Origin of the sequence: Paenibacillus sp. cl141a (genome assembly GCF_900109305.1) — a bacterium.
Lineage (GTDB): Bacteria > Bacillota > Bacilli > Paenibacillales > Paenibacillaceae > Paenibacillus_AQ > Paenibacillus_AQ lautus_A.
Genome location: NZ_FNZO01000002.1, coordinates 722,915 through 739,100, shown reverse-complemented (window position 1 = coordinate 739,100; position 16,186 = coordinate 722,915). Strand labels below are relative to the sequence as shown.

The window sequence follows — 16,186 nt, the reverse complement described above, 5'->3', positions numbered from 1 at the left end:
AAAAGGCAGGCCACCCAAAGGTTCTTCCATAGGCGGCCTGCTGCATGATGAATTTCTTAAGTTTAGACGCATAACCTCTCTCAGCTCTCATCGTCGGAGTTGCGATTGGGACATATCAACAGCGCTTCTTGGATCGTCTCGGCTACGATATCTGCTGCCGGTTGCCCCGAAGTGAGCCCTCTTGTGCCTTGCCCTGCCCATAAGGACATATATTCCGGATTGCTTTGGCGACTGGCGGCATTTCGTATGTCGCGGGTCACCGTATTCTGCGTAGGAAACGGCAGCGGCTCTACGCCGCTTGCATCCCATTGCTTAATGAAGGCATTGCGGATGCCTCTCGCCGGCCGCCCCGAGAACGCTTTGGTAATGACCGTGCTCTCTTCCGTGCTGCGAAGCAGCGCTTGCTGGTAAACCTCATGCGCACCCGATTCGGCCGCCGTCAGAAACCGCGTCCCCATCTGAACGGCTTGGGCGCCAAGAACAAGCGAGGCCACAAGTCCGCGTCCATCCATGACGCCCCCGGCGGCAATGACGGGAATCTTGACCCGGTCCACGATCTGCGGCACCAAAGCAAACGTTCCGATTTGGGCCCCCATCGGGTGCTCCGAAATATCAAACGTGCCTCGATGTCCACCCGCTTCGCTGCCTTGGGCAACGACGGCGTCACAGCCTGCTTGCTCGGCCAGGATAGCTTCGTGCACCGTGGTTGCCATCGCAACCACAAGCAGCTTAGCTTCTTTCGCTTGCCGCATGAGGGGCTCATCCGGAATACCGAATGCCGTGCTGATAACGGGCACCTTCTCTTCGAGCAGAACCGCGAATTGCTGCTCAAACCAATCGGGCGTTGTTACGTGATCCGACCCCGCATGAGGAATGCCAAGGTCGCCGCGCATCCGGTTTAACTCCTGTTGAACATCTTCGATTCGCTCCTGGCGATCCGAGGCCCGGGACGCAAAAAGGTTGACGGCAAAAGGTTGATCCGTCCGCTTACGGATTTCCTGGATGCTACGGCGAATGGCGGCCGGCTCCATGTAAGCCGCACCCAGCGTACCGAGCCCGCCTGCGTTGGATACGGCGGCGACCAACTCAACGGTTGTAGGCCCCCCGGCCATTCCAGCCAGTATAAGCGGATAGCGGATGCCAAACCGATCGCACAGCTCGGTCTGCAGTTGAATGTTCATGATATCATCTACCTCCTTTAACGCTACAGATATTATCCTATTAAAAGAGAGAAACTTTCAAATAAAAGAAAAACGACAATCGACGTACCCTCTCGAAGACAGACCCCATATAGGAAATGTTTTTTTAAAGGCCAACCAAGAAGAGGGGTCGCAAGGCGTGCGTGGGTTCGAATCCCGCCCTTTCCGCCACCAAGGTCAGCGGACAAATCCAACTGTCTACTCGATTTCTGGCTAACCTGATCATACGAAAGCCGCTAAGCACATGAAAAGTGTTTAGCGGCTTTTGCGGGTGTTTTCGTCCGGGGCTACCCTTTTCCCTGATGGTTACCCTTCTAGGACATTTTCACCAAACTGTAGTTTTTCTTGCCCTTGCGAATAATGATAAACCGGCCGCCAATCGCCTGGTCGGCTGTCACCTCGTGGCCCAAATCGCTGACGCGCTCGCCGTTCATCGAGATCGCGCCTTTGGTGATATCCTCGCGCGCTTGCCGCTTGGAAGGCTCGATGCCCAGATCCACGAGCCAGTCCACGATATTCTTCGTTTCCGGCGTTGCTTCGAATGTTGGCATCTCCTTGAAGCCCTGCTCGATCTCATCGGCCGTGAGCGATTTAATATCGCCGCTGAACAGAGCCGCCGTGATGCGCTTGGCCTGCTCCAGCATCTCCTCGCCGTGCACGAATCTCGTCATTTCCTCGGCCAGCGTTTTTTGCGCTTCGCGTTTATGCGGCTCGCTCTGCACCTTTTCGGCCAGCTCGTCAATTTGCTCCTTGGTCAGGAAGGTGAAGTATTTCAAGTATTTGACGACGTCTCGGTCGTCGGTGTTCGCCCAGAACTGGTAGAACTCGAACGGCGTCGTTTTGTTCGGGTCAAGCCAGATCGAGCCGCCAGCCGTTTTGCCGAACTTCGTGCCGTCGGCCTTCAGCATGAGCGGTATGGTCAGGCCGAAGGCTTTGGCTTCGGGTCCTTCCTTCTTCCGGATCAAATCCAGGCCGCTTGTAATGTTGCCCCATTGGTCCGATCCGCCGATTTGCAGCTGCACGTCCTCATGCTGGTACAGATGCAGGTAATCGACCGACTGCAGGATTTGGTAGGAGAATTCCGTAAACGAAATTCCGCTGTCAAGCCGGCTCGCAACCACGTCCTTCGCCAGCATCGAGTTGATGCTGAAGTTCTTCCCGTAATCGCGCAGGAATTCGATAATGTTGATCTTATGCGTCCAGTCGTAGTTGTTGACCATGCGGATTTGATTGTCGCCCTCCGTCACGAAGAGCTTTTTCATTTGTCCGGTCAGCGCGTCCACGTTAGCTTGAACCTGCTCCAGCGTCTGCAGGGAGCGTTCGGTTTGGCGTCCGCTCGGATCCCCGATGGTGCCGGTCGCGCCCCCGATCAGAATGACCGGACGATGGCCGGCAAGCTGGAAGCGTTTGAGCATGATGAAGGGAATCAAGTGACCGATATGCATGCTGTCGCCCGTAGGATCCACGCCGCAGTACAGCGAAATCGACTTTTCATTCGTAAGCTCCCGGAGGCCTTCGGCATCCGTCTGTTGGTTGATCGCATCGCGCCATTCCAGTTCGTCGATAATATTCACAGCATTAACACTCCTTCAATACATAATTTTTCCTTATAACGTAACGCCCATCTGTTGAAAAAACAAAAAATCGCCCCTTGTCTGTTACAGACATAGGGACGATTCATAACCGTGTTACCACCCAGATTGCACGAATGGTCTGCAACGCTTGCCGCGCGCCATTCATGCCGCTCATTAGACGAGGTATCGTTCGCCGTTTCCGCTCGGCATTACCCGAGATACTCCAGAGTGTAATTCGCTGCGTTGGTATGTACCGGGTTCCATCGCCCCCCGGCTTTCTAGAACAGGGACCAAGCTGCTACTGGGCTCTTTCAACGTATGTCGCTTATAAGATTACAGACAGTATAGTGAATTAATAAATCGATGTCAACTCCGTTTTGAACGGACGTCCTGCTTCCCCCGGCAGCATGGGCGAATACCGCCGGAGGTGTCCCCAGAATATCAGGTGCGGCGCATGTATGCACGTACCGTGATCGGAGCAAAGATCGCCACGATGACCGCGGCCCCGACCAAGGATATCGTCAGATCCCAGCCTACGGTTCCGGAGTTCGTCAAATCCCGGACAGCCGTCACCAGATGCGATATCGGGTTGATGTTCACGAACCACTGCAGCCAGCCCGGCATCGTATCCACCGGCACGAATGCGTTGGAGAGAAACGTGAGCGGAAACAGCACGATCATCGATATCCCCTGCACGCCGGAGGCGGATCTTGCAATCACGCCGAAGAACGCGAATATCCAGCTGATGGCCCATGAGCATACAATGACGATCAGCGCGGCAAGAGCAACGTAACCCAAGCCTCCGCCCGGGCGGTAACCCATGACGTATCCCATCGAAAAGGTAAGCACCGTCGCAATGGTATAGCGAACGGTATCTGCCAGCAGGGCGCCTGCAAGCGGAGCAATGCGCGCAATCGGCAGCGACTTGAATCGGTCGAATACGCCTTTATCCATATCCTCGCGCAGCTGCACGCCAGTGACGACGGAGGTCGTAATCACGGTTTGAACGAGGATGCCGGGAATGATGACAGGCAAATAACTGGCCACGTCGCCGGAGATGGCGCCGCCAAAAATATAGGTGAACATCAGCGTGAAAATAATGGGCTGGAACGTAACGTCAAACAACTGCTCGGGCGTGCGCCGGAGCTTCAGCAAACCCCGGTAGGCCATCGTCAACGAGTTTCGTACCGTCTGACCGAAACTCGTGCGGTTCTTAAGCCGGCGTTCCGTCCCTGATTTCATGATCGTGCTGCTCATACTCTTGTCACCTCTCTATCGTTGGATTCATTGGACGATGGGACATCGTCTTCCTTCACGCCGTGGCCGGTGATCGTCAGGAACACCTCATCCAGCGTCGGCTTCTGCACGCTCATCTCGGACAAGCCGATGCCTGCCGTGCGCAGCTCGATCAACAGGTCTGTAACAAGACCCGCATTAGCCATCGGCGCCGTTATCTTTCCGGCTTCCGGCGATATGTTGGCATGAACGCCTAACACCTGTTCCACGGTGTGGCGGGCGCGGCCCATATCCACTGCATCCTGGACGGTCAAGTGCAGCGAGGAAGTCCCTACCGACATCTTCAGCTCATCCGCCGTCCCCTCGGCCACGACCCGTCCGTAATCAATAACGGCAATCCGGTCTGCCAGTTGATCCGCCTCTTCCAGATACTGCGTGGTCAACAGCACCGTTGAGCCGGTCTTCACCAATCGGCGGATCGTATCCCACATCTGGGAACGCGTCCTTGGATCCAGCCCCGTCGTCGGTTCATCCAGGAAGATGAGCGGCGGCTGGGCAATGAGGCTTGCCGCCAGATCCAATCTTCTCCGCATGCCGCCGGAGAAATGTTTGAGCGGCCGTTTGGCGGCTTCCGACAACCCGAATTCCTCAAGCAGCTCACCCGCCTTTCGCCGTGCCTCCGTGCGTCCCAGCCCCAACAAGCGGGAGAAAATGATCAGATTCTCCGTAGCGCTGAGCGATTCATCCACCGAAGCGTATTGGCCGGTGACCCCGATCAACTGACGGACAATCTGCGATTCCGTCAGCACATCGTGCCCGAAGATTCGGGCCGAACCCGCATCCGGCTTTAGCAAGGTGGCCAGCATTCGGATGGTCGTCGTCTTGCCTGCGCCGTTCGGTCCCAGCACGCCATAAATCGTACCGGCGCGCACGTTCAAATCCACGCCGTCCACGGCGCGGTTATCGCCGAACGTTTTGACCAGCCCGTAAGCCTCGACAGCCAAGTCGCCAGGGCTGTACTCCATGTTCCTTCTGTTTGCATGCTCCATTATGACTCCTCCTATTCGCTTAACAGATGATGTTTGGATCGTAACACCCCTACTTAAACGGAATGTAAACCGGGAGAAAAATAGGCTGTCTGCAACAAACTTTGGCGGAGTGTATGGATTTCTTCAAACCCGATTCACGACCGGCGGGCTTAGTTAGATGATTGGTTTGAATCGCGGACAATAAAAATACCCGGTTCAACGCTCTTCGCGCGATCCGGGTATTAATAAATTCTGTATGCTCTCAATGTCCTTTGCTTGCAGCGGCCGTCTGTTCATCCAACTCGCCCGAGTTTATGACACGGCCGTCTCGTACGGGCCTTTTCAATTCCATAGCTCGGAGGAGAAGGACAACGGCCTCAGCACGGGTTACTTTTTTCTTAGGAAGAAAACTGCCATCTGGATAGCCTGTCATGACTCCCTGCTCCGACATTGCCGCCGTCGCTTCACGGGCCCATGAGGAAACGCTATCCTGATCCATAAATGCCGGCGCTCCTTCCGCTGCGGATAATCCCGCCCATCGCATGACCATCACGGCCATCTGCTCACGTGTAATCGGATCATTCACTCCGAAGTACGTTGCCGTATATCCCTCGATGATCCCGTAGGCTTGGGCTGTCGCAATCATATCTTGTGCCCAATGGCCATCAGAATCGGGGAAAACATGTCCGCTTCTCTCCTCCATGTTGAGGGAACGAACGAGCAGGGATACAAATTCCGCTCTGCTAATGGGACGTTCAGGTTTAAAGGAGCCGTCCAAATAACCACTAATTACGCCGATTCGAGCCACCTGGTTAATCATGTCCTTAGCCCAATGGCCATCAAGATCGGTGAAATCTCTCTCAGGGTTGACATCGACTTCTTTTTTAACCGTTGTAGCGATCACCGCAAATTTGGCCAAATGATCGATTGACCCGGTCACGGTCCTCTGGTCCCAATCCACTTTGATGTTCTTTAGTTCGATCCATTCGCTCGTTTTTTCGTCCAGCCAATAAAGACTCACGGCATCCTCTTCATGGTTGATGGCATCGGTTCCAAATTGCAGGTTGAGGGTGACCTCTTTGTGAAAAGCTCCAGTCCAATTCTTCGTAATTTCGATCACTTGGCCAACAAACCGATCGGTTTCAGATAACGGTAACCCGCTAGTGTCCTGGATAACCTTAAAGTTGAGACAAAACCCCGCGTTCCAAGCACTCTTCGGTATAATGATCCTACCATTAGGAAATGGAATCGTTTTTCCTTCCGTTCCGTTTACGCATGTGTTGTCCGGCAGTTCATCTGTCCCGCCGCTCACCCCGGAGCCGTTACTTCTACTTGAACCTCCATCCCCGCTTTTTTCAAGAACGGTGACATGAACAACTGCATGTAATTGGTCCGGGTTGATAACGTCCTCCGGCAACTCCAAGGAGCCCTTGAAAGTGTAGTCACCTGCTTGCAGTCCATTATATGCCGGTTCTTCATGGTCCCAAATCACATTTGCCTTGGCAGTACCACCATGACTTAATCTAACCTCTACCTGCTCAGGAAGAGTAATGGAGGATTTTTGGGTACCGTGGCTTACCCGGATAGCTGGAATATCGTTCACCTTGACGATAAAGCTTTGCCCCACCGTTATATGGATCGTTGTCTTCATACCATCCGGATTGGCCATATCTTCCGTTAAATTCACCAAACTGCCCGTGAAGACATAGATGCCTGGGATTGCAGCCTGATAAGGATGATTCTCATCCGCCGAGCTCCATTCCACCTCAGCGGATTTCCTCAATTGACCCGGGCTCAACGTCACTTGGACCGTATCCGGCAGGCCTATTTCATCGACGGGCGTTCCGTTAGCGACAGTTAACGCATCGGGCTCCATGACGCCTGTGATAGTATACGGATGAACAGTTACTTCAATCGGGGTGGTTTCGCCGTGCAACGAGACGCTAATCACCGCTTTCCCTGGAGCTTTCGCTGTAACCTGACCCTCTTGATCAACATCAACAATAGATTCCCCCTCACTGACAGCATAATCAGCGTTGTTCGTTGCAATAAACGACGACTGTTTTTGATGATTAGCGGTCACTACCATTTGAGTACTGTCCCCAACATCCAAAGCTTGGGAATCCATCGTGACAACTGTTCTTTCAAACGGATCCTCCCATTGAAGAAACGGCAGCGTCTGCCCGTTATAGAGGTACCAAGTATCCTCAAAATCCCAATGATCATATATCTCGTACTGCTTCATTTCGTCCCCAGGCACCGGCGTTCCGATCCCGTTATCAGGAAGGGCCGAATTATATGAACTCGTATTCCAATAGGATGAATCCACCGAGCCATGGTTGATCCCAACCAGCCCCCCGATACCGTAGCCTGCTCCTGATATGGTTCCGGAAAAGTAAGTGCCGCTAATCATGCCGCTATCCAAATTAACGCCAACCAAACCGCCGGAGAACTGTCGTCCATTCACGGTTCCCGTGGCATATGATGAATGAATCCGGCCGTCGTTGCGTCCTGCAAGGCTTCCAACGTTATCATCTCCAGAGACTTGCGCCGAAGCATAGGATCTGCTCATTTCACCGTCATTTTCTCCTGTCAGACCACCGACGCCGACTAAGCCTGCTACCGTCCCTGAAAAAGAGGAGCCGTCAATCAGACCGTAGTTCATTCCTGCCAAACCGCCGGAATAATGGGATCCTTCTACAGCTCCCGTCACATACACTTCTCGGATCGTGCCGTAGCTAATGCCAGCAGCCCCGCCTGAACTTCCGTGATAATAACTTCCTACGCCTACCCTCACGTCTTCAAGAATGACATTTTCAATAATTCCGCTGTCACCGACAAAACCAAACAAACCCAAGGGGCTCCAATAATGAGCACCTATTCCCAATCCGGTAATGCGATGCCCCTGCCCGTCGAATGTCCCACTGAATCTGGCCGAATCAATCCCGATCGGTTCCCAGCCACCTACCAAAGCAAAGCCTGACAGATCAATATCATGAGTCAAAAGGTAATGGGCCTCAAGGTTATTCCGGACAGCGTCCAGCTGCTCTGCTGTCTCGATTAAGTAGGGAGACTCCAGTGAGCCGTCTCCGCCTGCAAATATGCCGAACGCCCGGATATCGTCTGCCTTTGTTTGCTTGGCGCCATCATCCGGCGCAGACACCTCCTCTTCCTTTCCGGCTGAGAGAGATTCGTCAGATCCGTCCTCTTCCTCCTTCACGACTTCTCCTTCATTAGAAGGCAGAGTCACATTTCCATAACCTTCGGTTAAAGATACCGGACCTACGGGACCTTCTGCCGATACTTCATTAACAGGCGGCATACCGAACCAAATCAGTACTGCCGTCAATACGAAAACCAAAAAGCTATGCTTCCGTTGTCGATTGTTGTTCATCTTGTTCTTTCCTCCCCGGAGACGAACGGGACTAATTACGTGTTTCATGAACTCCACCCTATAGTAAAAAATTCAGAAGGACATGTATGTTCGGGTGTGTTTACGAGACACTGTCAGCCATTTTCCATCTCAGTATGATTCAACAGGCTTTTCACTTGCAGATGCTGAGGAGCTTTGATCCAATAACTAGTGTAATATATTAAAAAATTGGCGATGTTTCATTTTTGTCTCAAATTTTAAGCAGGAGCATGCCTGACCATGGAGCCCGGATTGCTCGGTCACAACTCCATAATCGGTTGCTTCAATCCGAAAATGTTGGAACAGTTTCCTGTTATAGCAGCTAAACATGTCAGAGAATGAATGGCGAGCGGGTGTGAAATGAACATTATTCGAGGAGCAAATAAAAAAATGACAGTGCAGAAAAAAACTCTGCACTGCCATTTATGAATTGCTCGGTGACAACTGACCCTGCGGCCATTAATCAAAGCTCTTCCTCATCCTGATCCATCGTATATTTCACCTGCATGATGATATTCTGTTCGTGATCGCCAAACTGGCGGCCGAACAGATTCAGCCCTCCCTGATTCACGGCATCGGGCTTGATGCCGATGCGCAGCCGCAGTTTGGGGCTTGCAGCGATGTTCAGCTGATCCAAAGTAACGCTCGATATCTTCTCCATATCCAGCGTCGTTTTCTCATTATCCACGCGCCATATTTTCAGAAACCCGTATTGCGTTGCCCAATCGTACCACCAGTTCGGGTTCAGCTTGCCGCGGCGATCCCCGAAATCGCCGGGGCTTGTCCACATGCCGATCTCCACGCCATTGACCCACACCGAAATATTCGAAGGCCAGTTATGATCATAATTGGGAGCCTCGGAGCACATCTCCATGGACAGTTCCAGCGATTCGATTCGTGCTCCGGCCGGAATATCCATCGGCATCAAGTATTCCAGGTATCCCTTGCGAAGCCAGATGATCTGGGCATTCACGTGCTTGGGATGGTAAAAGCTCGCCGGCTCGTCTTCCTTGATAATGTACCCGTCCGCATTCGCCATTCCGCAGGTAGGCGCCACTTCGCAATCGCTGTAATGGCCGATGGGCATATCGACTTCATAGACATGCGTGACTCCCTTAGGAACCGAATTCTTCAAATTCAACGCAATATGGATATCATCATAATTCCGGCTGCACACCTTCATGGCCCCGCGCGAAGCCGGAAGCAATTCCGTATTGATTAACTCGGCCGCTTCCAGCACTTTGATGTTGCTTGCCACCGTCGAAACGGGAAGTTTGAGTTTCTCGGCGATTTCGATGATGTTCAGGTTCTTGGAATTCAAGAGCCTCAGGATATCCACCCGAGAACGCGTTGACAAGGCATGAGCTACCGTGACCAGTCTTTCCGGGTCGTTAAAACCAAGTTCCAGCACAAATCCGCTCTCCTTTAAACATATTCATTACCTTTCATCTTATCTCTTAATGAAATGAAAAACAATCATGCTTGCAAGGGCTTACATCCGCAATTCCCCTGCATTTTGCCATAGTTTATAAGCCTGGATGCGGCGAAGAAAACCAGTCCCTTCTTAGCCAGAAATGGCTTCCGGGAGAACCGGAAGCCATCCATGATCGAGCTTGCAGCACTTCATTTTTCGGTTGACTAAGCCATCCGCTGGTCCTAATTCGCCGGCTTGATGTCGAAGAAGTCGATTTCTCCGTATCCTTCGCCTTTTGAAAAACGTATCGTGTTGGCGCCGGCCTTTAACTGGACCCGCGCCGTGGACAAGCCCCAGTTTTCCCAGCCTTTATTCGTAATATGGAATTTGTCGGCCGTTCCGGCATTCACGCTGAGCATAAGATGGGACCAATTCCCTCCGGCCGTTCCGTTTGCTGTGCGGGCCAGCAAAATGTAGTCGCCTGCGGACGGGGCATGCACCGAGAATTCCACGTAGCTCTCCGGCGTATCGATATGCCCCGCTTTCATGCCTCCCGAGCCGTTAGGGCTTTGGGATGCATAGGCGACGCCGCCGAACGTTCCCTCCTCACCTTCGTAACGGGTGTGCGCCGCTTCGCCGGAAGGCAGCGCTATCGGAGCATTCGGATTCGCCGGCACGCCGAGGTTCGGCGTATGGTCGGCGTGCCATGTGAATTTCTGCGCTCGGACCTCACGGTTCCATCCCGCGTTGTTATATTTGGCGACATGGTATAGCATCCAGTCCTCCGTACCGTCGGGTGACTTGGTAAACGAATGGTGGCCCGGGCCGTACAGCCCGTTGCCGGACTTGAATATCGGCTGGCTGCGTTTGGTCCATGAAGCCGGATCCAGCAAATCGCTGGTTGTGCTTGCCGTGATCAGGCCGAGGCAATAATCATTGGTCCAGCTTCCGCTTGCCGAGTACACCAAGCTGATGACGCCGCCGCGTACAATCACCTGGGGTCCTTCGTTTACATGCGGGGAATGATTCGTTTCCCAGCTGTGCGTAGGCCTCGCAATTTCGACGCGGCTTGAATCAATCGTCCAAGGGTTGCTCATATGGGCGATGTACAGATTCTGCCGCACATTGGTGTCCCCTTCCCAGCCGGACCAGATAAAATACAGCTGACCGTTAACCTGCAGCACCGTGCCGTCAATCGCCCATTTGTTTGTCGGGTCCGTTATCTGGCCTTTGTACTGCCAGGTTCCTTGCGTCGGGTCCGCCGACGTGTTCTCCATGACATACATGCGGTGGTTGACGTTATCCCCGTCATCCTTGGCATAGTAGATATACCAGGCGCCATTGATGTAATGCAATTCGGGAGCCCAGATCCCGCAGCAGCCCGTTTCCACGACCCTCGTCGGAGCCGCATCCACCGTGGTAAGCTGGGCCGACTTCCATATCGTCACGTTGCCGCCGGTCGTTTTCGTGAAGTAGTAAAAGCCGTCTGTGTGTTTATACACCCAAGGATCCGCTCCATCCTGCATGACCACGTTGTAGAAGTTGTTCTGAAGCGTGGCCGCATGCGTCGCCTGACCCATCGGAAGAATAAGAAATGCGCATATCGTGAGCAATAATTTATTCCGGTAATTCACCTTCATCCTTTCGTCACGTTCCTTTCGGATAATGTGCAATCATACACCAAACATGGTACAAGCCTACTTCAAGATACCGGTCATAACGGGTGCTTAATCCTCTATCGCGGCTTTGCGGGCGTTAATGCGGCGGATCACTTCAGGATCGAATTTCGATCGTCTATCATAGGTGTACAATCCGTTCACTTCCTGCTCCACGTCGTACAATTGGGTATAACAGAACCCGAACATCATGGGATGGTCCAGCAGCACGTTCGTTAAACCCGCATAACGCTCCAGAAACGCTTCTTCGGATGTCGGCCTGTCGCCGTAACCCCAAGACTTCTCGTCCTTCTGATCCGGATTCCACCAAATGCCGCCGTATTCGCTGATAAAATAAGGCTGACCGCCATACTGCTGCCGATTCGGGAAGCTGTTGTATACCTCTCCACCGTTCTTCATCGGCTCATATCGCTGTTTGAACGTCTCCGGATTTTGGTCATAATCGTGGATATCGAATATATCGGTCACCACGTGGAAGTTGCCGCTCGTATCAATCACGGGGCGCGTCGGGTCCATTTTCTTCGTGACCTCGTATACAATGCGCAGCACATCGTTATTTTGCTTGGTTCCGTCCCGGTCCCACGTCTCGTTGAACGGGCACCAGCCGATGAGGGCCGGATGATTGAAATCGCGTTCCATGCCTTCGAGCCATTCCGGCAGGAAATGGGACAATCCCTCGGCCGTGGTAATGTCCAGCCCCCAATTCGCATGCTCCCCCCATACCAGATACCCTAACCGGTCCGCCCAATACAGAAAGCGCGGTTCAAATATCTTCTCGTGAAGCCTGGCGCCGTTAAAGCCCAGTCCCATCGAAATTTCGATGTCTTTGCGGAGATCCTCATCGCTTGGAGCCGTATAGACTCCATCCGGATAGAAGCCTTGGTCCAGCACAAGGCGCTGAAATACGGATTTTCCGTTGAGGCGGAAAGCCATGCCGTCCAGCATGATGGTTCGGAGGCCGAAATATGATTGGACCGTATCGCTCGCCTGGCCATCTCCTTGCAGTGATAATTCCAGATCGTACAGCCTGGCCTGACCCGTTTCCCACAAATGGACCTCCGACAGCGGAATGGTGAGTTTGACGGACGGCCCGGATACGACAGCACTTGCATTCCCTACCGCATTCCCCTCATATAGGGCGGATGCGGTCAGTTTATGGCCTGCTGCGTTCCCGTCGATTTTAATCTCGAGGTGGGCACACCCATTATCCGGGTCACCCACCAGCTTCATGTCGGACATATAAGCCTGCGGCACTTGCTCCAGCCATACCGTTTGCCAAATCCCCGTCGTACGGGTGTAATCGCAGCCATGCGAATGGAAGCGTCCGCTTTGCTTCCCGCGCGGCTGGCGTCCGGAACGGACATCGTCTTCCGCGCAGACGGTAACGATATTCCCGCCCGGATTCACATGCGATGTGATATCAAAACCGAAAGGCGTATATCCCCCGCGATGCGTTCCTACGGATACTCCGTTTACCCAAACTTCGGTTTCATAATCCACCGCCCCGAAGTGAAGCAGAATTCTGCCGTTCCAATCCTTGGGCACCTCGAACTCCCGCTTATACCAGACCGCTGCCATGAAATCCTTATACTCAACGCCGGACAGCTTGCTTTCGGGACAAAATGGAACGGTGATCGTTCCGGTCAGCTCATGTACCGGTTCATGGAGCCCGCGTTCCTTACCGCTCCGGCCATGGTCGATTTCGAATTGCCATGAACCGTTCAAATTGATCCATTGCGGCCTTACCCATTGCGGGCGTGGGTATTCGGGACGCGGTAGTGTTAATTGAGTCATGTCGAACTCCTTTTTATTATGGTTAATTGGGCTTTAGCCCCGGCTTTTCTTTACGTACAGCCGACTGGTCTCTTCCCAGATTTCGTCCGGCCCGAGACTGAAGCAGCCGATTTCTTCGGCAGGCATATCCATATTGGGGGCATTGACCAGGTTGATCTGCGGCTCAGGGCAAAAGAATCCCTCGGTCGCTTGGTTGTTCCAGATCATCCATTGCTTGTAGGAAGTGCCCACGTCATAAACCAGAGTGACCTTCCCGGCCTCATCGGTAAGCTCCATCCGGTTCCTTCCGTTCTGGGGCTCGGCGGTATAGTGATTATCCATGCTTTCGAAGAACGGATAAACGCCGGCGCCTTGCATGGCCCGTTCATTCGCGGACAGTTCCTGATGGGAGCCGGTGGGCAGCATTCGCCCATCCAGCTCCCATCGCTTCCCGACGGTCAGCTTTAAGCGGTAATCCCTGGCGTCGCCCCCCTCGGCAAATGGCGCGTTAACGGACGTATGAAACGCCAGCAAACACGGCATCGCTTCTTGGCCTGCGTTGGTGATCGTTACCCGTTGGGACAACCCCTTATCGCTCAAACCGTAACGAAGCTGAATGTGGAACCGGAACGGAAAGTGCCCGAATACCGGATGCTGTTCATCCACGCGGACAGATACAGTCACATAAGCTTCCTGTCCGGTATGCCCGTATTCGTCCACCACCCATGGAATATTGTACAGGAATCCATGCAGATGATGCCCCGTCGCCTCTTCATTGACCGGGAGCTGATGGACTTGGCCGTTCCACCGGAACCGGCCATCTTGATACCGGTTCGGGGGAAACAATACCGGTATGCCGTGAATCATCGGCCTTGCTTTGAATGCCGGCATTTCCTCCGGCGTCGGCTCATGCAGAAACCGGTAGCCCTTTTCGATGTCCCGAAACGCTATCAAATTACCGCCGATATCCGGGAGCATGACCGCTTCATAAGCTCCTGCCCGCAGAAACACGGCTTTCTCATTATGGTATACGCCTTCATAGGCATTCGTCCCGCCCATTTCATGTGCCTCCTATTGTCCCGTCATGATTTTGCGAATGGTTTCGAGCGGCGCCTTCGGCTTACGGTCATACGTAAGCAGGCCGTTGATTTCCTGCTCGACGTCCGTCAGCTGCGTGTAGCAGTATCCTTGGATCACCGGGGAAGAGAACATCGGATCCACCACGGCTTTGAGCCGGATCAGATAATCCTCCTCGTTCTCGGCTCCGGAATACCCCCAGCCCTCCCATTCGCTCTTCTTGAAGGCAATGCCGCCAAACTCCGATACGAGAATGGGCTGGCCGTCATAGGATGCGCCGCCGACGAATATTCTCCGGTTCGCCGGCATGGCTTCCACCGCGGACGCGGCTGTTGCATACCGTTCTTCCAGCACTTCCTGGCGGCTCTCATAATCGTGAATGGTGACCAAGTCCGTGGTCATATGCTCCCATCCGTCGTTATATACAACCGGTCTGCTATCGTCTAACGACTTCGTTAGATGGTACATGGCGAGCCCATGCTGCTGCTGGCGCTTATCCATCTGCACATTGGGAACACCCCAGCTTTCATTGAGCGGGACCCAGGTTATGATGCAGGGATGGTTATAATCCCGCTCGATGATCTCCTGCCATTCCGCCGTGAAACGGCGAACATACGACTCGGAATATTCGTACGCGTTGGCCGCCTCGCTCCATAGCAGCAGGCCGAGCTTGTCGCACCAGTACAGGAACCTGGGGTCCTCCGTTTTCTGGTGCTTTCTCACGCCGTTGAACCCCATTTCCTTTGCCAGCTCCACGTCGCGCTTCAAGGCCTCATCCGACGGCGCCGTGAGGATTCCCTCGGGAAAATAACCCTGATCCAGCACCAGCCGCTGGAAATACGGGCGATTATTCAGGCACAGTTTGCCGTTCTCGATCGATACCTTCCGCATCCCGAAATAGCTGGATACTTGATCAACGACGTCTCCATCCTGAACAAGGCGGAATTCGATGGCATACAAGTTCGGATGCTCCGGACTCCACAGGCGTCCCAGGCCATGTTCCGTAAAATCGTTCAGGCCAATGGTCCGCAGCTGCTCTGCGCTTCGAATGGCATATTGATCTTCGGCAACACACTCGCCCTGATAGGATACGGTGATCTGCAGCTTGAGGTCCTCGTCCTCCATCGCCTTGTAGCCTTCAAGGAAGGTCCGGATGCGAATTTCGTTGCGGTCGATATCGGGCGTCATCATCGTTTTGCCCAAGTGTACCGGGGATACCGGCTCCAACCACACGCTTTGCCAGATGCCGGTCGTACGGGTGTAGAAGATGCTTGCCGAATGCTCAAGCCAGTATTGTTTGCCTCGCGGCAGGGTGACGTCGCGGCTGAAATCTTCCGCCCGCAGCACGAGCGTGTTGCTTCCTTTCACGAGCGAAGCCGTAATGTCGACCTGGAATGGGGTATGCCCGCCTTCATGCATGGCTACCAAGTGCCCGTTTACCCACACTTTGGCCAAATAATCCACGGCGCCGAAATGAAGCACGATCCGTTTTCCGTTCCAGTCCTGCGGAATTTCGAACGTTCTGCGGTACCACACGACATCATGAAAGGAAGGATCGTCGATGCCGCTCAGCTTGCTTTGGAACGTAAAGGGGACATTGATCTTCCTCGTAAAGGAAGCCTGCGCTTCCGCCTGATGCCACCCTGCATCCTCGCCGATGGCTTCATCGTCAAAACTGAAATCCCATTCACCATTGAGGGTTAACCACTCTTTGCGCTGAAACTGGGGCCTCGGATATTCGCTGCGAATCGTTTGTGCCTTGCTAACTTCTGTCGTCAAGATGCTGCTCACTCCTAA

Annotated in this window: 10 protein-coding genes; all 10 read right to left on the bottom strand. The window is 53.5% G+C overall.

Annotated features, from left to right (window positions below; translation table 11 throughout):
* Positions 1 to 80 precede the first annotated feature (80 nt).
* The 10 genes from BMX45_RS08525 to BMX45_RS08480 all read right to left on the bottom strand — a co-directional run bounded on the left by BMX45_RS08525 (position 81) and on the right by BMX45_RS08480 (position 16,168).
* On the bottom strand, positions 81 to 1,181 hold the full coding sequence (locus BMX45_RS08525) for an NAD(P)H-dependent flavin oxidoreductase (protein WP_090909292.1): 1,101 nt from the start codon (positions 1,179 to 1,181) through the stop codon (positions 81 to 83).
* Positions 1,182 to 1,513: 332 nt separating this feature from the next.
* On the bottom strand, positions 1,514 to 2,773 hold the full coding sequence (tyrS, locus tag BMX45_RS08520; RefSeq protein ID WP_090909291.1) for a tyrosine--tRNA ligase: 1,260 nt from the start codon (positions 2,771 to 2,773) through the stop codon (positions 1,514 to 1,516).
* A gap of 441 nt (positions 2,774 to 3,214) precedes the next feature.
* Entirely contained in the window at positions 3,215 to 4,030 is an 816-nt protein-coding gene (gene tetB(58), locus BMX45_RS08515) for a tetracycline efflux ABC transporter Tet(58) subunit B (RefSeq protein ID WP_090909290.1), read from the bottom strand.
* Positions 4,027 to 5,058: a tetracycline efflux ABC transporter Tet(58) subunit A gene (gene tetA(58) / locus BMX45_RS08510; protein WP_090909289.1), complete on the bottom strand. Its 1,032-nt coding sequence runs from the start codon at positions 5,056 to 5,058 to the stop codon at positions 4,027 to 4,029. The genes tetB(58) and tetA(58) overlap by 4 nt, the downstream gene beginning before the upstream one ends.
* Before the next feature lie 241 nt (positions 5,059 to 5,299).
* Entirely contained in the window at positions 5,300 to 8,431 is a 3,132-nt protein-coding gene (locus tag BMX45_RS08505) for an S-layer homology domain-containing protein (RefSeq protein WP_175495063.1), read from the bottom strand.
* Between the two features lie 481 nt (positions 8,432 to 8,912).
* Positions 8,913 to 9,860, bottom strand: coding sequence for an ArsR/SmtB family transcription factor (locus BMX45_RS08500; RefSeq protein ID WP_090909287.1), 948 nt, complete (start codon positions 9,858 to 9,860; stop codon positions 8,913 to 8,915).
* A 245-nt stretch (positions 9,861 to 10,105) separates the two neighbouring features.
* On the bottom strand, positions 10,106 to 11,503 hold the full coding sequence (locus BMX45_RS08495; protein WP_090909286.1) for a family 43 glycosylhydrolase: 1,398 nt from the start codon (positions 11,501 to 11,503) through the stop codon (positions 10,106 to 10,108).
* Positions 11,504 to 11,590: 87 nt separating this feature from the next.
* Complete coding sequence (locus BMX45_RS08490; protein WP_090909285.1) at positions 11,591 to 13,333, bottom strand: glycoside hydrolase family 2 protein; 1,743 nt, start codon at positions 13,331 to 13,333, stop codon at positions 11,591 to 11,593.
* Between the two features lie 33 nt (positions 13,334 to 13,366).
* The gene (locus BMX45_RS08485) at positions 13,367 to 14,371 is read right to left on the bottom strand and encodes an aldose 1-epimerase (RefSeq protein WP_090909284.1); all 1,005 of its coding nucleotides are present in this window, start codon (positions 14,369 to 14,371) and stop codon (positions 13,367 to 13,369) included.
* Between the two features lie 12 nt (positions 14,372 to 14,383).
* Complete coding sequence (locus BMX45_RS08480) at positions 14,384 to 16,168, bottom strand: glycoside hydrolase family 2 protein (protein ID WP_090909283.1); 1,785 nt, start codon at positions 16,166 to 16,168, stop codon at positions 14,384 to 14,386.
* Positions 16,169 to 16,186 lie beyond the last annotated feature (18 nt).

Bases quoted from the DNA above. Each gene is read 5' to 3' on its own strand.
- BMX45_RS08525 (WP_090909292.1), bottom strand. From the start codon at position 1,181: ATGAACATTCAACTGCAGACCGAGCTGTGCGATCGGTTTGGCATCCGC.
- BMX45_RS08495 (WP_090909286.1), bottom strand. From the start codon at position 11,503: ATGAAGGTGAATTACCGGAATAAATTATTGCTCACGATATGCGCATTT.
- BMX45_RS08505 (WP_175495063.1), bottom strand. From the start codon at position 8,431: ATGAACAACAATCGACAACGGAAGCATAGCTTTTTGGTTTTCGTATTG.
- BMX45_RS08490 (WP_090909285.1), bottom strand. From the start codon at position 13,333: ATGACTCAATTAACACTACCGCGTCCCGAATACCCACGCCCGCAATGG.
- BMX45_RS08485 (WP_090909284.1), bottom strand. From the start codon at position 14,371: ATGGGCGGGACGAATGCCTATGAAGGCGTATACCATAATGAGAAAGCC.